Below are 17,022 nucleotides of genomic sequence, written 5' to 3' on the forward strand. Positions count from 1 at the left end.
TCCGTCCGCCTCGCGGTGGAGGGGACGGACCGCCTTCCGTCGGTCCTTGCGGGCATGGACGGTCAGACGCCGTAACCGTCGCTGTAGCCGTCGCGCCGGTGGTGGTGGGTCCCCTCCTCGTCGATGACGGGCGTGGTGGGTGGCACCACCACACGGCGGCGGCGGGCGATGCTGCTGAAGGTGCTGACGCCGATCAGTCCGACGATCATGAGGATGATGCCGACCAGGTCGAGGTTGACCCCCTGCATGTGCCAGTCGGTCGCGAACGTGAGGATGGCTCCCACGGCGATGAGGATGATGCATCCGCCGAGGCCCATGAGTTGTCGCCTCCCTGTGCGGTCCGGAGCTGCCGGTGTTCCGGCCGACTCCGGGTACCCGCAGGCCCGTTGCCCATGCGGAGGCCGTCCCTCACGTCGCGGCGACCCGCTTCACGTCACGTCGACGCGGCCCTCCGGTCACCCCTCCAAGAACGCCACCAGGGCGTTGGCCAGCAGATACGGGTCGTCCGCGCCGCACAGCTCGCGGGCGCTGTGCATCGACAGGATCGCGACGCCGATGTCGACGGTCTTGATGCCGTGCCGGGCCGCGGTGATCGGGCCGATCGTCGTGCCGCAGGGCATGGAGTTGTTGGAGACGAAGGACTGGAAGGGGACGTTCGCCTTCTCGCAGGCGGCGGCGAAGACCGCGCGGCCCGAACCGTCCGTGGCGTAGCGGTTGTTGACGTTGACCTTGAGGATGGGGCCGCCGTTGACCCGGGGGTGGTGCGTCGGGTCGTGCCGCTCCGCGTAGTTGGGGTGGACCGCGTGACCGGTGTCCGACGACAGGCACACCGTGCCCGCGAAGGCTCTCGCCCGGTCCTCGAACGAGCCCCCGCGCGCGAACACCGAACGCTCCAGCACGCTGCCGAGCAGCGGCCCGTCCGCGCCCGTGTCCGACTGCGAGCCGTTCTCCTCGTGGTCGAAGGCGGCCAGCACGGGGATGTACGGCAGGTCCGCACCGCCGGAGGACACCGCCGTCAGCGCGGCCACCGCCGCGTGCACGGACAGCAGGTTGTCCATGCGCGGTCCCGCGAGCAGCTCCTTGTCGCGGCCCAGGTAGGCCGACGGCTCCACGGAGTGCGTCATCAGGTCCCAGCCGGTGACCTCGCCCGCCGGCAGCCCCGCACTCTCCTCCAGGAAGGCGATCAGGTCCCCGTCGCGCACATCGCTGCCCAGACCCCAGATGGGCGTCAGATGGCGCTGCTTGTCGAGCTTGAGGCCCTCCGCGGACACCGAACGGTCCAGGTGGATGGCGAGTTGGGGGACCCTCAGGAGCGGCCGGTCGACGTTCACCAGCCGCGTCGAGCCGTCCCGCAGGGTCAGCCGGCCGGCCAGGCCCAGGTCGCGGTCGAGCCAGGAGTTGAGCAGGGGCCCGCCGTAGATCTCCACCGCCACCTGGCGCCAGCCGTGCGCCCCGGTGTCGGGCAGCGGCTTGACCCGCAGGTTCGGGGAGTCGGTGTGTGCGCCGACGATACGGAACGGCGTGTGGGGCGCCGCGCCCTCGGGGACGTACCAGGCCACGATCGCGCCGCCGCGCAGCACATACCTGCCGCCGGTTGTCCCGTCCCAGGCGTCCGTCTCCGCGACCTGCCTGAACCCTGCCTTCTCCAGCCGCTCGGCGGCGCTCGCCACCGCGTGGTACGGCGACGGGCTGGCCGTCAGGAAGGACATGAGGTCGTCGGTGTGGCCGCGGTCGAAGCGGGGGGGTTCGCTCATGGGGTTCACCTTAACGACGTACGAGGGCCCGCTCCTCGTGATGGGGAGCGGGCCCTCGTGAGGGCGATGTGGAATTCTGGCTACCCAGAACCGGAGAGGTTAGAACGCCGCCTCGTCCAGCTCCATCAGGTCCAGCTCGACGTTCTCGGCGAGCTTGCGGGCGCCGGTGACCCCCGGCAGGACGTTGGCCGCGAAGAACTTCGCCGCCGCGATCTTGCCCGTGTAGAACGCCTTGTCCTTGGCGGAGGCCGTCGGAAGCTTCTCGGCGGCGATCGCGGCACCCTTGAGCAGCAGGTATCCGACGACCACGTCACCGGAGGCCAGCAGCAGGCGGGTGGTGTTCAGGCCCACCTTGTAGATGTTCTTGACGTCCTGCTCGGTGGCCGCGAGGTCGGTCAGCATCAGGCCGACGATGGCCTCCAGCTCGACGGCGGCCTTCGCGAGGTGCTCGCGGGCGCCGGCCAGCTCCTCGCCGCCCTCGCCGAGCGCCAGGAACTTCTTGATGTCCTCGGCGAGGGAGTTCAGCGCCGCGCCCTGGTTGCGGACGATCTTCCGGAAGAAGTAGTCCTGGCCCTGGATCGCGGTGGTGCCCTCGTACAGGGTGTCGATCTTGGCGTCGCGGATGTACTGCTCGATCGGGTACTCCTGCAGGAAGCCGGAGCCGCCGAAGGTCTGCAGCGACTGGGCGAGCTGCTCGTAGCCCTTCTCGGAGCCGTAGCCCTTGACGATCGGCAGGAGCAGGTCGTTCAGGGCCTCCAGGGCCTTGGTGTCCTCGCCCGCCGCCTCCTTGACCTGGATCTCGTCCTGGAGGGAGGCCGTGTAGAGCACCAGGGCGCGCATGCCCTCCGCGTACGCCTTCTGCGTCATCAGCGAGCGGCGGACGTCCGGGTGGTGCGTGATGGTGACCTTGGGCGCGGTCTTGTCCATGAAGTTCGCCAGGTCGGGACCCTGGACGCGCTCCTTGGCGTACTCAAGGGCGTTGAGGTAGCCGGTGGACAGCGTGGAGATCGCCTTCGTGCCGACCATCATGCGGGCGAACTCGATGATGCGGAACATCTGGCGGATGCCGTCGTGCTTGTCGCCGATCAGCCAGCCCTTGGCGGGGTGCTGGTCGCCGAAGGTCATCTCGCAGGTGTTGGAGGCCTTCAGGCCCATCTTGTGCTCGACGTTCGTCGCGTACACGCCGTTGCGCTCGCCCAGCTCGCCGGTCTCGAAGTCGAAGAGGTACTTCGGGACGAGGAAGAGGGACAGGCCCTTGGTGCCGGGTCCGGCGCCCTCGGGGCGGGCGAGGACGTAGTGGAGGATGTTCTCCTCCATGTCGTGCTCACCGGAGGTGATGAAGCGCTTCACGCCCTCGATGTGCCAGGAGCCGTCCTCCTGCTGGATCGCCTTGGTGCGGCCGGCGCCGACGTCCGAACCCGCGTCGGGCTCGGTGAGCACCATGGTGGAGCCCCAGGTCTTCTCCACGGCGATCTTCGCTATGTGCTTCTGGACCTCGTTGCCCTCGTCGAAGAGGATGCCGGCGAACGCCGGGCCGGAGGCGTACATCCACACGGCCGGGTTCGAGCCGAGCAGCAGCTCCGCGTACGACCAGATCAGGGAGCGCGGGGCGGTGGTGCCGCCGATCTCCTCGGGCAGGCCCAGGCGCCAGTACTCCGAGTCCATGAAGGCCTTGTAGCTCTTCTTGAAGGACGCCGGGACCGGGGCGGTGTTCGTCTCCGGGTCGAAGACCGGCGGGTTGCGGTCTGCGTCCGCGAAGGACTCCGCCAGCTCGTTCTCCGCGAGGCGGGTCAGCTCCTCGAGGATGCTCTTGGCGGTGTCGACGTCCATCTCCTCGAACGGGCCGGTGCCGTACAGCTTGTCCCGACCGAGGACTTCGAAGAGGTTGAACTCGATGTCGCGCAGATTCGACTTGTAGTGCCCCATGGCGACGGCTCCGTTAGAGAAATCGGCGAGGCACCGGGTGTAGCTCCTCGCGCTAGTTCACGTACCAACAAGTAGCTACGATGATGCTACCCGTCGGTAATAAGAAGCAACCCCGAATGGGTCATCTGTGACTCAGTACTCTTGCGCTCATGTACGGCTACGACCAGAACGTGGGTGCGGGTGCTCAGCAGCAGTACGCCCAGCCGCAGCAGGGCCCCGGCGGTTACGGGCAGCAGCAGCCGCTGTATCCCGAGCCGTCCCCGCCGTCCCTCGCGGACGCGGTACGGGCCTTCACGACCGGCCAGCTGTCCGCGGAGGACTTCCAGCAGGTCTTCGCGACCTCGAAGGTCTACTGCCCGCGCGGCGACAACCCCGGTTTCCTCGCCCTGCACAACACCCAGCAGCCGGTGATCCCCATGTTCACCTCGCTCAAGGAGCTGCGCCGGTATGCGGGCAAGGAGTCCAAGTACTTCGTGATCACGGGGGCGGAGGTCATCGATCTGCTCCCCACCGGCTACGGCTTCGTCCTCGACATGGAGGGCGAGCACCGCATGGTCTTCGACGCGAAGGCCGTGGAGCAGATGGTCGAGTTCGCGATGCGCAGAATGTACGGCTGACACCTGCCAGCCGGAGCCCGGAGGGAATGCCCTCCGGGCTTTCTCTGTTACGGGTGGCAGAAAGTTCAATGCTCAACTAAACTGGCCGCACAAGGAGGTACCGACATGCCTGCAGTGACCGTCGAGAACCCGCTCAGCCTGCCCCGTGTGGCCGCTCCGGCCGACGCCGTGGCACGTCCCGTGCTCGCTGTCACGACCGCGCCGAGCGGTTTCGAGGGCGAGGGCTTCCCGGTGCGCCGGGCGTTCGCCGGGATCAACTACAAGTACCTCGACCCGTTCATCATGATGGACCAGATGGGCGAGGTGGAGTACGCGCCGGGCGAGCCCAAGGGCACCCCCTGGCACCCGCACCGCGGCTTCGAGACCGTCACGTACATCATCGACGGGATCTTCGACCACCAGGACTCCAACGGCGGTGGCGGCACCATCACCAACGGTGACACCCAGTGGATGACCGCGGGCTCGGGCCTGCTGCACATCGAGGCCCCGCCGGAGTCCCTCGTCATGTCCGGCGGCCTCTTCCACGGGCTGCAGCTGTGGGTGAACCTCCCGGCCAGGGACAAGATGATGGCCCCGCGCTACCAGGACATCCGCGGCGGAAACGTTCAGCTGCTGACGACCCCGGACGGCGGCGCGCTGCTGCGGGTCATCGCCGGTGAGCTCGACGGCCACCAGGGCCCCGGCATCACGCACACGCCGATCACGATGATCCACGCGACGCTGGCGCCGGGTGCGGAGCTCACCCTGCCGTGGCGCGAGGACTTCAACGGCCTCGCCTACGTCCTCGCCGGCCGCGGCGCGGTCGGAGCCGAGCGCCGGCCGGTCGAGATGGGCCAGACCGCCGTGTTCGGTGCGGGCTCCGCGCTGACGGTCCGCGCGGACGAGAAGCAGGACTCGCACACCCCCGACCTGGAGGTCGTGCTGCTGGGCGGGCAGCCGATACGTGAGCCCATGGCCCACTACGGCCCCTTCGTCATGAACACCCGTGAGGAACTCCAGCAGGCCTTCGAGGACTTCCAGAAGGGCCGGCTGGGGACCGTGCCGGCCGTGCACGGGATGACCGAGGGCGGCCTGTAGGACTGCGTGCGGACGACCCGCCCGGGATCTCACCCGGGTGGGTCGTCCGCGCAGGACAGGGCGTCGACGCCCGTGATCCGCTGGGCGGGTGCAGCTTCTTCCCGATCCCGTCCGGCGGCTCGCTGCCTGGTGCGCCGTCATCCTGCTGGCAGCCGGGGTGCTCTACGTCGGGATCCTGCTGTGCTCGGCCTTGCGGACCGCCGTGGTCCCCGTACTGCTCGCCCTGCTCGGGACCGCCCTGCTGGGGCCCCTGCACCGGCGGCTCGTCAAGGCGAAGGTCAACCGGTCCGTCGCCGCCGGGCTCACCTGTGTCGCGGTCGTGGCCGTGGTCGGCGGGGCCGTGTACATCGTCGTCGCCGCGCTCATCGACACCGGTGACCAGATCGTCGCCTCGCTGAAGGACGCGGCTCAGGGCGTCGCCGATCATTTCGGGGCCGCGGGGACCTCCCTGGACGACCTCGCCACGAATGCCAAGGATCTCCTCACCAAGTTCGGGGGCACGGCCGCCTCCAATGTCATCAGCGGGGTCAGCGTGGTCGGCGAGGCCATCGCCATGGCCGTCCTGGCGCTGTTCCTCGTCTTCTTCTTCCTGCGGGATTCCCACAAGGCCGCCGACCTGATCAGGGGCATGGCCCCGGGGAAGAACGGCGACACGCTCGAGGCCATGGCCCGCCGGGCCTACGAGGCCGTCGAGGGATTCATGCGCGGCACCAGCTTCATCGCGCTCATCGACGCCGTCTGCATCACCCTGGGGCTGCTGGTGCTGGACGTGCCCGGTGCCGTCGGGCTCGGCGCGCTCGTCTTCGTCGGGGCCTTCATCCCCTACCTCGGCGCCTTCATCTCCGGTGCCGTCGCCGTGCTGGTCGCGCTCGCCGACCGGGGGTTCGTGATCGCGCTGTGGGTCCTCGGGATCGTCCTCGCCGTGCAAGTGCTGGAGGGCCATGTGCTCACGCCGATGATCCAGAGCCGGACCGTGCAGATGCACCCGGCGGTGGTGATGGTGGCCATCACCGCGGGGGCCTCCGTCGCCGGCGTTCTCGGCATGCTGCTCGCCGTGCCGCTCACCGCCGCCGTCTTCGGCGTCGTACACGAACTGCGGGCGCGGTATCAGGTACCCGAGCCGTCGGACTCGTAGAGCTCGAACCAGATGCTCTTGCCCTCGCCCTGCGGGTCCACCCCCCACGCGTCCGCGAGCAGCTCGATGAGCATCAACCCGCGCCCGGAGGAAGCCAGTTCGCCGGGGCGCCGCTTGTGCGGGAGGGCGTCGCTGGTGTCCGTGACCCCGATGCGCATCCGGCGGCTGCCGGACTCGCCCCGCACCTCCGCCAGCAGCAGCGCGTCGGCGTCGGTGTGCACGAGGACGTTGGTGAGCATCTCGGAGACCAGCAGCACCGCCGAGTCGACCTGGTCCGGCGAGGGCCAGTCGTGCAGCAGCTCGCGCAGGTGCTGACGGGCCACCGCCACCCGCTCCGGTTCGGCCTGCGCGACGGACAGCATGGTGCGGCGCACGGTCGGCCGCACCACCATCGTCTCTCCGCAGCCCTCCTCCGGCCGGGACAGCAGCAGTACGGCTATGTCGTCCTCGCGCCGGTCTGCAAGGGGGCCGGTGGTGTGGTGGGAGGAGGGGCCGTGGACCCCCTGGACCAGTGCGTCGGCCAGTTCCTCCAGGTCGCCCTTGTGGTCCTCGAGGATCGCGCGGATCCGCTGCCAGCCGCTCTCCAGGTCGTGCCCGCCGGTCTCGATCAGACCGTCGGTGCAGATCAGCATGGTCTCGCCGGGTTCGAGGGTGATCCGGGTGGTCGGGTAGTCGGCGTCCGGGTCGATGCCGAGCGGCAGACCGCCCGCCGTCGGACGGGCCAGCACCGTGCCGTCGGCCATCCGGATCGCCGGGTCCGGGTGCCCGGCGCGCGCGATGTCGAGGGTGCCGGTCGCCGGGTCGGCCTCGACGTACAGACAGGTCGCGAAGCGCAGGTCCGCGAGGGCGTCCTCCTCGGGGGTGCCGGGCCGGGTGGCGCCGTCGGACAGGCCGTGCAGGAAGCGGGAGGCACGGGAGAGCACCGCGTCGGGGCGGTGGCCCTCGGAGGCGTACGCGCGCAGGGCGATACGGAGCTGGCCCATCAGGCCGGCCGCCCGCACGTCATGGCCCTGGACGTCGCCGATGACCAGGGCGATCCGGCCTCCCCCCGAGGGGGGACCCCCAGGCAGCGGGATCATGTCGTACCAGTCGCCGCCGACCTGGAGGCCGCCGCCGGTGGGGACGTAGCGGGCGGCGACGCTCATGCCCGGTATCTGCGGGCCGAGGGTCGGCAGCATCGAGCGCTGCAGGCCGTCGGTCAGCGCCCGCTCGGTCTCGGCGGTCCCGGCCCGGGACAGGGCCTGGGCGAGCATGCGGGCCACCGTCGTCAGCACCGACCGCTCGTCGGGGTTGAACGTGACCGGGTAGGCGAAGGCCGCCATCCAGGCGCCCATCGTGCGGCCGGCCACGGTCAGCGGCAGAAACGCCCAGGATTGGCGGTTGAAGGACGCGGCGAGCGGCCAGGCGGCCGGGTAGCGCGCCTTGTACTGCTCGGGGGTGGAGATATAGACGGCGCGGCCGGTGCGGACCACCTCGGCGGCGGGGTAGTCCGTGTCCAGGGCCATGTGCGAGAAGGGGCCGTCGTCGCCGGGCTGGTGCCCGTGATGGCCGATGATCGTCAGCCGGTCGCCCTGCACGCCGAACACCGCGAGCCCGTCCGGGGTGAACCCCGGCATCGACAGGCCCGCCGCGACCCGCAGCACCTCCTCCGTGGACCGCGCCTCGGCCAGCGCCCGGCCCGCGTCCAGCAGGAACGCCTCCCTGGAGCGCCGCCAGTCGCCGGTGACGGCGCTGCGTCCGGCCGGCGTGCCCGGGGTCGGCTCGGTGACCTCCTGAAGGGTGCCGATCAGCTGGAAGGACTTCTTCTCGGGGTCGAAGGACGGCTTGGAGCGGGAACGGACGACACGGATCACCCGGCCGTGCTCGTCCATGATCCGGATCCGCACCTCGGCCAGTGTGCCCTCGGTGACGGCGAGCCCGACGACGGCGATGATCTCGTTCCAGTCGACCGGATGGAGCCGGGCCCGGGCCTTGGCCTCCGTGAGGGTGGTCTGCTCGGCGGGCAGCCCCAGCAGCCGAGCCGCCTCGGCGTCGACCGTGACGAGTTCGGTGGCGGTGTCCCAGTGCCACAGGCCGGTCGCGAGGGCGGCGAGAACCTCCCCCACGGCGGGCAGAGGCTCACCAGTGCGCATTGCCCCACTTTATGGAGAGGTGATCGAGGAGTGCCACCGATTGCCCACTCTTAATGGTGGGGAGCCGATCTTGGGGTGCCCGGTACGCTGGGGGTTGTTTCACGTGAAACACCCTGAGTGACACAGACCCCGATCCGCGAAGACTGGATGAACGACGATGCATCGGTACAGGTCCCACACCTGCGGCGAGCTCCGCTCCTCTGACGTCGGCACCGACGTCCGGCTGAGTGGCTGGCTGCACAATCGGCGCGACCTGGGCGGCATCCTCTTCATCGATCTGCGCGATCACTACGGCATCACGCAGCTCGTCGCCCGTCCGGGCACCCCGGCCTACGAGGCCCTCGACAAGCTGACCAAGGAGTCGACGGTCCGCGTCGACGGCAAGGTCGTCTCCCGGGGCACCGAGAACGTCAACGCGGACCTGCCGACCGGTGAGATCGAGGTCGAGGTCGGCGAGGTCGAGCTGCTCGGCGCGGCGGCCCCGCTCCCGTTCACGATCAACACCGAGGACGGGGTCAACGAGGAGCGGCGCCTGGAGTACCGGTTCCTCGACCTGCGCCGCGAGCGCATGCACAAGAACATCATGCTGCGTACGGCGGTCATCTCTGCCATCCGGCACAAGATGACGGCGCTGGGCTTCAACGAGATGGCGACCCCGATCCTGTCGGCGACCTCCCCCGAGGGCGCCCGCGACTTCGTGGTCCCCTCCCGCCTCAACCCGGGCAAGTTCTACGCCCTGCCGCAGGCCCCGCAGCAGTTCAAGCAGCTGCTGATGATCTCCGGCTTCGACCGCTACTTCCAGATCGCGCCCTGCTTCCGTGACGAGGACGCGCGCGCCGACCGTTCGCCGGGCGAGTTCTACCAGCTCGACGTCGAGATGAGCTTCGTCGAGCAGGAGGACGTCTTCCGCCCGATCGAGCAGCTCATGACCGAGCTGTTCGAGGAGTTCGGCGGCGGCCGCCATGTCACCTCGCCGTTCCCGCGGATCCCCTTCCGCGAGGCGATGCTGAAGTACGGCTCCGACAAGCCGGACCTGCGGGCCCAGCTGGAGCTCGTCGACATCACCGACATCTTCGAGGGCTCGGAGTTCAAGGCCTTCGCGGGCAAGCACGTGCGTGCGCTGCCGGTGCCGGACGTCTCCGCGCAGCCGCGGAAGTTCTTCGACCAGCTCGGTGACTTCGCGGTCTCGCAGGGCGCGAAGGGCCTGGCCTGGGTGCGGGTGGCCGAGGACGGTTCGCTGTCCGGCCCGATCGCGAAGTTCCTCACCGAGGAGAACGTCGCCGAGCTGACCAAGCGGCTGTCGCTGGCCGCCGGTCACGCCGTGTTCTTCGGCGCGGGCGAGTTCGACGAGGTCTCGAAGATCATGGGCGCGGTCCGCGTCGAGGCCGCCAAGCGTGCCGGGCACTTCGAGGAGGGCGTCTTCCGGTTCTGCTGGATCGTCGACTTCCCGATGTACGAGAAGGACGAGGAGACCGGCACGATCGACTTCTCGCACAACCCCTTCTCGATGCCGCAGGGCGGCCTGGAGGCCCTGGAGACCCAGGACCCGCTGGACATCCTCGGCTGGCAGTACGACATCGTCTGCAACGGCGTGGAGCTGTCCTCCGGCGCGATCCGGAACCACGAGCCCGAGATCATGCTGAAGGCCTTCGAGATCGCGGGCTACGACCGTGACACCGTCGAGGAGAAGTTCGCCGGCATGCTGCGCGCCTTCCGCTTCGGCGCCCCGCCGCACGGCGGCATCGCCCCCGGCGTCGACCGCATCGTCATGCTCCTCGCGGACGAGCCCAACATCCGCGAGACCATCGCCTTCCCGCTCAACGGCAACGCCCAGGACCTGATGATGGGCGCGCCGACGGAGCTGGAGGAGGCGCGGCTGAAGGAGCTGCACCTGACGGTGCGCAAGCCGCAGCCGAAGTAGGCCACAGGCGCATACGAAGGGCTCGAAACCGGCGTTGGTTTCGAGCCCTTTCGTCTGCGCACTGCCCGCCGCACGGTCCTCCCGGCCGGTGGTGTGACCGTGTACGAGGCGATGTGCAGCGGCGGCCGGGGCGGCGGCCACCAGGCGCCGACCGATGACAAGCGGTATCTGCGCGTGTGGCAGATGTGGCCGCCGTCGGCCACCTGAAGGACACGCCGGGCAGCACCACCGGCAGCCTCTACACCCTGTCCGCGGCCTCGCTGCTCGCGGTGGTGGGGGCGCGGTTCATCCGCGGTGCGCAGGCCTTGGGCACGGGCTTGGGAACCTCACCGGAGGCCCACAGGAATCCCGAGGGAGGAGCACAGAAGCCTGTCGTGTCATAGGGAGTGACATCGCAGGTGCGGGCTGCTTCGGCCCGGCGGGCCGAGGAGGAAGCCATGGGGTACGCGATCGCGCTCTCCGCGCTGTTGATCGCCGGGACGGTGGGCGCGGTCGTCGCACTGCGTCGGACGCAGGCGTCACCGGGCCCGACGGAGCTGGACGCGGAGGCCGAGGCCAACCGCTGGCTGATCCGGCTCGGCGGCAGCCTGATGCCGCCCGGCGCAAGCAACTGGGCGAGCAACGGGAAGACGGCGGGGCGGGCGCTGACCGACGCCGCGGAGTGCCATCGCGCCGCCCGCTCCCTGCTGGCCGAGGCCCGCACGGCGGCGGAGTACGAGCGGGTGACGCGGACGGCACAGCAGGGGCTGCGACACGTCGAGGCGGCCCGCGAGGCACTGGGGCTCGCGACGGGCCAGACTTCCGGCGTCCTTGATCCGGTACCGCTGCTTCGCTGACCGTGACGGGACAACAGACGGCCCAAGAGCGGAAACGAAAGAAGGGCCTGACGCGCCGCAAGGTCCTCGTCGCGGGCGGGGGCTCGGGCGCGGTGGCGGCTGTGGGCATCGGCGGCGGCCTGCCCTGGCCACCTCCGCGGACGAGCTGGCCACGGAGGCGTCGGCGAGCGCGTCGAAGAACACCGCCGAGGGGGTGCGCGCCCACCTGACCATGGGCGTCGTAGCAGGTCGGCACGGGCGGGGACGGGCGGGAAAAATCCCTGACGCCCCGGCAACCTCCCTTATCCCAGCGGCCACTTGAGGACATGAGCGCCTTCACCGGTGCTTCACGACCGTACGTGTCCCACAACCGCTCGTAAGGAATCCCCGTGGCCTCTGCTTCCCACCGCCGGTCCCTCCGCAGGCGGCGCACCCTCGTCGTCTCCGCCGCCGTCGTGGCCGCCGGTGTCGGTGCCGGTGTCGTCGTGATGAACGCGAACGCCGGGACGACCACCGTCGACCTGTACCACCGGACGCTTGCCGCCAAGGACGGCTGGGCGTCCTCCGGTTCGGGTACGACTGGCGGTGCGAAGGCCGACTCCGCGCACACCTTCACCGTCTCCACGCGCGCGCAGCTGGTGAAGGCGCTCGGTTCCGTCTCGGACACCACCCCGCGGATCATCAGGATCAAGGGCACGATCGACGCGAACACCAATGACGCGGGCAAGAAGCTGACCTGCGCCGACTACGCGTCGGGGACGGGCTACTCGCTCTCCGCGTACCTGAAGGCTTTCGACCCGTCCACCTACGGCCGCTCCAAGCTGCCCTCGGGCACGCAGGAGACGGCGCGGGCCGCCGCGCAGAAGAAGCAGGCCGCGAACGCCGTCTTCAAGGTGCCCGCCAACACCACGATCGTCGGCGTGCCCGGCACCAAGGCCGGCATCACCGGCGGCATGCTTCAGATCCAGAAGGTCGACAACGTCATCGTCCGCAACCTCACCTTCTCCGACACCGAGGACTGCTTCCCGCAGTGGGACCCGACGGACGGTGACAGCGGCAACTGGAACTCGCAGTACGACTCGGTCACCCTGCGCGGCGCCACGCACGTCTGGGCGGACCACAACACCTTCACCGACGCCGGGCACTTCGACCGCACCAACCGGAAGTACTACGGCCGCGAGTACCAGGTGCACGACGGCGCCCTCGACATCACCAAGGGCTCCGACCTGGTGACCGTCGAGCGCAACCAGTTCACCAACCACGACAAGACGATGCTGATCGGCTCCAGCGACACCGACAGCACCGGCAAGCTGCGCGTCTCCATCCACCACAACGTGTGGAAGGGCATCGTGCAGCGCGCCCCGCTGTCCCGCCTGGGCCAGATCCACATCTACAACAACGTGTACGACACGGCGCCCCTGAACGGCTACACCCTGCAGTACAGCATCAACTCCCGCGCCAGGGCCCAGGTCGTCGCGCAGGCCAACTACTGGAGGATCCCGACCTCCCAGAAGGTCTCCAAGCTGGTCAGCGGCGACGGCACCGGCTCCATCGCGGGCAGCGGCAACCTCGTCAACGGCACCACGACCGACCTCGTGGCCGCGTACAACGCCGCCTCTTCGAAGAAGATCAGGACGACGGTGAACTGGAAGCCGACGCTGACCGCCGGCCTGGAGTCCTCGGCGAAGAACCTGCTGACGGAGCTGGCGACGACCACGGGCGCCGGAGTGCTCTCCTAGCGCCTGGAGCGTCGTACCAGCGCCTAGGTGTCGTACGAGCCGTCCCAGGGCGAGGCGAAGAACAGACGGTCCGGGTAGAGCTCGGCCCAGCTGCCCTCCTCGTCCTGGCCGGTCACCAGGCCGAACAGCACGCCGTCCACGGTGAGTTGGAACGGACGTATCGCGATGTCCGTGTAGGAGCGCCGGGGCAGGCTGCGCAGCAGCTTCGCCAGGTGCACCCGGGCGCGGGTGAGGACCGAGTCGTCGCCGTGCGGATTGCGCTGCTGCTCGGCCCAGGTGCCGGCACACCAGATCTCCGAGTCGCGGTACTCGCCCTCGGCGTCGAAGGTGTGGAGCACCGTGTAGAGACGTTTGTGCTCTTCCCAGCCGTCGTCGGGGCGGAACCCCTGGGGGAAGGCATAGGTGATCGATGCCAGGAACTGCCCCTGCGCGTACCGGCCGATGGACTCGGTCCGGTGCTTGGGCACGTAGGCGATCGGAACGATTTCAGGCACTGCCATGGCGGAACAATACGGGGCCCGGAAAGCCGAACGGCTTTCCGAGCCCCGTCTCTCACGGTTCCTACTCGGGCTCGCCGCCGAAGCGCTCCTTGTACGTCTCCAGATCCTCGTCCGTCAGCTTGGCGAACAGGACCGGGGGGACCGTGAAGGGCGTGCCCGCGGGAACGGCGGTGAGGGACTTCGCGTCGGTCGGGGAGACCCAGGTCGCGGTGTCCTCCGGGAGGTCGAAGGCCTGGCGCATCGCGGCCGACGTCGTCGGGATGAACGGTTCCGAGACCACCGCGTAGAGGTGGATCAGGTTCATCGCCGTGCGCAGGGTGAGGGCCGCGCCGTCCTTGTTGGTCTTGATCTCCAGCCAGGGGGCCTTCTCCTCCAGGTAGGAGTTGCCCGCGGACCACAGGGCGCGCAGGGCCGCGGCCGCCTTGCGGAACTGGAGGGACTCGAGCTGCGACTCGTACTCGGCGAGGAGATCCGCGATCTGCTCGCCCAGCTTCCGCTCCGCCTCCCCCGGCTCGCCGCCCGCCGGGACCTCCTCGCCGAAGCGCTTCTTGGAGAACGACAGCACGCGGTTGACGAAGTTGCCGAGGGTGTCCGCCAGGTCCTTGTTCACCGTGGCCGTGAAGTGCTCCCAGGTGAAGGACGAGTCGTCCGACTCGGGGGCGTTGGCGATGAGGAAGTAGCGCCAGTAGTCCGCCGGGAGGATGTCCAGGGCCTGGTCGGTGAAGACACCTCGCTTCTGGGACGTGGAGAACTTCCCGCCGTAGTACGTCAGCCAGTTGAAGGCCTTGACGTAGTCGACCTTCTTCCACGGCTCGCGTACGCCCAGCTCGGTGGCCGGGAACATGACGGTGTGGAAGGGGACGTTGTCCTTCGCCATGAACTCCGTGTACCGGACGTCGGTGTCGACGTCGTACCACCACGACTTCCAGTCGCGGTTCTCCGGGTCGAGGTCCGACCACTCCTTCGTCGCGCCGATGTACTCGATCGGGGCGTCGAACCAGACGTAGAAGACCTTGCCCTCCGCGGCCAGCTCCGGCCAGGTGTCGGCCGGGACCGGGACGCCCCAGTCCAGGTCGCGGGTGATCGCGCGGTCGTGCAGGCCCTCGGTCAGCCACTTGTGGGCGATGGAGGAGGCCAGCTGCGGCCAGTCCTTGTCGTGGCGGGCCACCCACTCGCGCACCTCGTTCTCCAGCTTGGACTGGAGGAGGAAGAGGTGCTTCGTCTCACGGACCTCCAGGTCCGTGGAGCCGGAGATCGCCGAGCGCGGGTTGATCAGGTCGGTCGGGTCAAGGACGCGGGTGCAGTTCTCGCACTGGTCGCCGCGGGCCTTGTCGTAGCCGCAGTGGGGGCAGGTGCCCTCGACGTAGCGGTCCGGGAGGAAGCGGCCGTCGGCGGGCGAGTACACCTGGCGGATCGCGCGCTCTTCGATGAAGCCGTTCTCGTTGAGGCGGCGGGCGAAGTGCTGGGTGATCTCGACGTTCTGCGGGGAGGAGCTGCGGCCGAAGTAGTCGAAGGCGAGTGCGAAGCCGTCGTAGACCGCCTTCTGGGCGTCGTGCGCCTGGGCGCAGAACTCGTCCACGGGCAGGCCCTGCTCCTTGGCCGCCAGTTCGGCAGGCGTGCCGTGCTCGTCCGTCGCGCAGATGTACAGGACGTCGTGGCCGCGCTGGCGGAGGTACCGGGAGTACACGTCCGCCGGGAGCATGGACCCCACCATGTTGCCCAGGTGCTTGATTCCGTTGATGTACGGAAGGGCGCTGGTGATGAGGTGTCGAGCCATCGGGGGCTGCTCCCAGGTCGGAATTCGGGTTCTTGGTTCTTTGCGAACCTTGAAATCGTAGCCGACATGGGTGGGCCGCCCGCTTCCCGTTTTACGGGGTGGGAAGGGGCGGCCCGGGTGATCTATTCGGTGGTGATCTATTCGGTGGTGTTCGATTCAGTGATGTTCTACGGGATTACGGGCGCCAGTCGATCAGTACGCCGTCGTAGAGCTCCGCGTCCGTGAGCTCCAGGGGGGTGGGGCCCGCGTGGAAGAAGGCCGTGTTGTCGGTCTTCAGTTTGCGGAGGTAGTCGAAGGCCTTGTTGTCGTGGTCGCCGAACGCGACGAAGGAGAAGAACACCGAGGGGTGGGTCTTCGCGGCGTCGGTGAGGGCCTGGGTGGCGGGGGTCTTCGCATCCGGTGCGCCGTCCGTCTGGAAGATCACCAGGGCGGGGGTCTTCGCGTCGGGGGTGTTGGCGTCGTAGTGGGCCAGTACGGCTTCCACGGCCGCGTGGTAGCTGGTACGGCCCATGCGGCCGAGGCCGGCGTGGGCGTCGTCGATGGCCGTCTCGGGCGAGGCCGGGGTGAGGTCGGTGGTGCCGTCGACCTCCGTGGAGAAGAAGACGACGTGGACGGAGGCGTTCTCGCTTCCGGCGGGGTCCAGGTGCTCGGCGAGGGCGAGGGTCTGGTCGGCGAGGGCCTGGGCGGAGCCGTCCTTGTAGTACGGGCGCATGCTCGCGGAGCGGTCGAGTACGAGGTAGACCTTGGCGCGGGCGGTGGTGAGGCCGGCCTTCGCCAGGGCGGTGGCCGGGGCGTCGGCCTCCGGCGCATCCGCGGGGGCCACGGGCTCGGCTTCGCCTTCGGCCTCGGTGTTCCCACCCGCACCGCCCGTGCTGCTTTCGTCGTCGGCTGCGGGTGGCCCCTGTGGGGCTTCCTCGCCGTCGGCGGCCGCGGGCTCGTCCGCCTCGGCCGCGGTGGCCACCGGCTCCTCGGCTTCCGCCGTCGGTTCGGGCTCCGCCTCGGCTTCGCCTTCGGCGGAGTCGTTCCCACCCGCACCGCCCGTGCTGCTTTCGTCGTCGGCTGCGGGTGGCCCCTGTGGGGCTTCCTCGCCGTCGGCGGCCGCCGGTTCGTCCGCCACGGCCGCGGTGGCCACCGGTTCCGGGGTCTGCTCCGGCTCCTCGGCGACCACCGGTTCCGGGGTCTGCTCCGGCTCGGGGGCGGTTTCCGCCATCGGCTCCGGGTCCGGCTCCGGCTGCGGCTCCGAGGGTGCCTCTGCCGTCTGCTGCGGCTCGGTGGCAGGCTCAGTTGTGGCCGGTTCCGGCTGGTTCTCGGGGTGGGGTGTTGCCTCCGGCTCGGTCTTCGGTGCCGTGTCCAGGGGCTCCGACGGCCTCGGTACCGTCACGTTGTCGAAGGCCGCCGAGACCAGGTCGTGTTCGTCCTGGTCCTCAGGGGACGACGAGCGCGGTTCCGGGACCTGCGCAGATGATGTCGGCTGCGGCTCGGGGGAGGGTGCCGGGACCGTCGGTTCCGGAGTGTGCGAAGGGGTGAGGTCCGCACCCTCTGCTTCGGCGGCACGCCCCTTGCGTGACCTGCCGAACGCGTTCCGCAGGAGAGTGAGAATGCCCATGTTCGCAACCCTTCGCGTGAGTT

At 69.4% G+C, this 17,022-nt stretch carries 13 protein-coding genes; 6 read left to right on the forward strand and 7 right to left on the reverse strand.

Going from position 1 to position 17,022, the window contains the following annotated elements; translation table 11 throughout:
• Nucleotides 1-62 precede the first annotated feature (62 nt).
• The 3 genes from EDD92_RS24575 to EDD92_RS24585 all read right to left on the reverse strand — a co-directional run bounded on the left by EDD92_RS24575 (nt 63) and on the right by EDD92_RS24585 (nt 3,680).
• On the reverse strand, nt 63-317 hold the full coding sequence (locus tag EDD92_RS24575; RefSeq protein WP_123966293.1) for a DUF6458 family protein: 255 nt from the start codon (nt 315-317) through the stop codon (nt 63-65).
• A 138-nt stretch (nt 318-455) separates the two neighbouring features.
• On the reverse strand, nt 456-1,754 hold the full coding sequence (locus EDD92_RS24580) for a M18 family aminopeptidase (protein ID WP_123966294.1): 1,299 nt from the start codon (nt 1,752-1,754) through the stop codon (nt 456-458).
• A gap of 99 nt (nt 1,755-1,853) precedes the next feature.
• On the reverse strand, nt 1,854-3,680 hold the full coding sequence (locus EDD92_RS24585) for an acyl-CoA dehydrogenase (protein ID WP_123966295.1): 1,827 nt from the start codon (nt 3,678-3,680) through the stop codon (nt 1,854-1,856).
• Between the two features lie 149 nt (nt 3,681-3,829).
• On the opposite strand from EDD92_RS24585, the gene EDD92_RS24590 reads away from it, so the two are divergent.
• From EDD92_RS24590 to EDD92_RS24600, 3 genes are all read left to right on the forward strand, one after another.
• A complete protein-coding gene (locus EDD92_RS24590; RefSeq protein WP_030939169.1) occupies nt 3,830-4,297 on the forward strand; it encodes an SseB family protein in 468 nt (155 codons plus the stop codon).
• Nucleotides 4,298-4,402: 105 nt separating this feature from the next.
• The gene (locus tag EDD92_RS24595) at nt 4,403-5,374 is read left to right on the forward strand and encodes a pirin family protein (protein WP_030939171.1); all 972 of its coding nucleotides are present in this window, start codon (nt 4,403-4,405) and stop codon (nt 5,372-5,374) included.
• Nucleotides 5,375-5,462: 88 nt separating this feature from the next.
• Nucleotides 5,463-6,509 carry an AI-2E family transporter gene (locus EDD92_RS24600; protein ID WP_123966296.1) on the forward strand — a complete coding sequence of 349 codons (1,047 nt, stop codon included), beginning with the start codon at nt 5,463-5,465 and terminating at the stop codon, nt 6,507-6,509.
• Here the strand turns inward: EDD92_RS24600 and EDD92_RS24605 are convergent.
• Entirely contained in the window at nt 6,482-8,641 is a 2,160-nt protein-coding gene (locus EDD92_RS24605) for a SpoIIE family protein phosphatase (protein WP_123966297.1), read from the reverse strand. The genes EDD92_RS24600 and EDD92_RS24605 overlap by 28 nt on opposite strands.
• 157 nt (nt 8,642-8,798) lie before the next feature.
• On the opposite strand from EDD92_RS24605, the gene aspS reads away from it, so the two are divergent.
• The 3 genes from aspS to EDD92_RS24630 all read left to right on the forward strand — a co-directional run bounded on the left by aspS (nt 8,799) and on the right by EDD92_RS24630 (nt 13,116).
• A complete protein-coding gene (gene aspS / locus EDD92_RS24610) occupies nt 8,799-10,562 on the forward strand; it encodes an aspartate--tRNA ligase (RefSeq protein ID WP_123966298.1) in 1,764 nt (587 codons plus the stop codon).
• Between the two features lie 437 nt (nt 10,563-10,999).
• Nucleotides 11,000-11,398, forward strand: coding sequence for a hypothetical protein (locus EDD92_RS24620; RefSeq protein WP_123966299.1), 399 nt, complete (start codon nt 11,000-11,002; stop codon nt 11,396-11,398).
• A 368-nt stretch (nt 11,399-11,766) separates the two neighbouring features.
• The gene (locus EDD92_RS24630) at nt 11,767-13,116 is read left to right on the forward strand and encodes a polysaccharide lyase family 1 protein (RefSeq protein WP_123966301.1); all 1,350 of its coding nucleotides are present in this window, start codon (nt 11,767-11,769) and stop codon (nt 13,114-13,116) included.
• Between the two features lie 23 nt (nt 13,117-13,139).
• Here the strand turns inward: EDD92_RS24630 and EDD92_RS24635 are convergent, their stop codons facing one another.
• The 3 genes from EDD92_RS24635 to EDD92_RS24645 form a co-directional block, all read right to left on the reverse strand.
• Entirely contained in the window at nt 13,140-13,616 is a 477-nt protein-coding gene (locus EDD92_RS24635; RefSeq protein WP_123966302.1) for a hypothetical protein, read from the reverse strand.
• 61 nt (nt 13,617-13,677) lie between these two features.
• On the reverse strand, nt 13,678-15,393 hold the full coding sequence (gene metG / locus EDD92_RS24640; RefSeq protein ID WP_123966303.1) for a methionine--tRNA ligase: 1,716 nt from the start codon (nt 15,391-15,393) through the stop codon (nt 13,678-13,680).
• 175 nt (nt 15,394-15,568) lie between these two features.
• Complete coding sequence (locus EDD92_RS24645) at nt 15,569-16,999, reverse strand: VWA domain-containing protein (RefSeq protein WP_123966304.1); 1,431 nt, start codon at nt 16,997-16,999, stop codon at nt 15,569-15,571.
• Nucleotides 17,000-17,022: the final 23 nt, after the last annotated feature.

This window comes from Streptomyces sp. TLI_185 (assembly GCF_003814765.1).
GTDB lineage: Bacteria > Actinomycetota > Actinomycetes > Streptomycetales > Streptomycetaceae > Streptomyces.

Excerpts from the sequence above, each read along its gene's own strand:
- EDD92_RS24575 (WP_123966293.1), bottom strand. The coding sequence starts at position 317 with ATGGGCCTCGGCGGATGCATCATCCTCATCGCCGTGGGAGCCATCCTC.
- EDD92_RS24580 (WP_123966294.1), bottom strand. The coding sequence starts at position 1,754 with ATGAGCGAACCCCCCCGCTTCGACCGCGGCCACACCGACGACCTCATG.
- EDD92_RS24585 (WP_123966295.1), bottom strand. The coding sequence starts at position 3,680 with ATGGGGCACTACAAGTCGAATCTGCGCGACATCGAGTTCAACCTCTTC.
- EDD92_RS24590 (WP_030939169.1), top strand. The coding sequence starts at position 3,830 with ATGTACGGCTACGACCAGAACGTGGGTGCGGGTGCTCAGCAGCAGTAC.
- EDD92_RS24595 (WP_030939171.1), top strand. The coding sequence starts at position 4,403 with ATGCCTGCAGTGACCGTCGAGAACCCGCTCAGCCTGCCCCGTGTGGCC.
- EDD92_RS24605 (WP_123966297.1), bottom strand. The coding sequence starts at position 8,641 with ATGCGCACTGGTGAGCCTCTGCCCGCCGTGGGGGAGGTTCTCGCCGCC.
- aspS (WP_123966298.1), top strand. The coding sequence starts at position 8,799 with ATGCATCGGTACAGGTCCCACACCTGCGGCGAGCTCCGCTCCTCTGAC.
- EDD92_RS24620 (WP_123966299.1), top strand. The coding sequence starts at position 11,000 with ATGGGGTACGCGATCGCGCTCTCCGCGCTGTTGATCGCCGGGACGGTG.
- EDD92_RS24635 (WP_123966302.1), bottom strand. The coding sequence starts at position 13,616 with ATGGCAGTGCCTGAAATCGTTCCGATCGCCTACGTGCCCAAGCACCGG.
- metG (WP_123966303.1), bottom strand. The coding sequence starts at position 15,393 with ATGGCTCGACACCTCATCACCAGCGCCCTTCCGTACATCAACGGAATC.
- EDD92_RS24645 (WP_123966304.1), bottom strand. The coding sequence starts at position 16,999 with ATGGGCATTCTCACTCTCCTGCGGAACGCGTTCGGCAGGTCACGCAAG.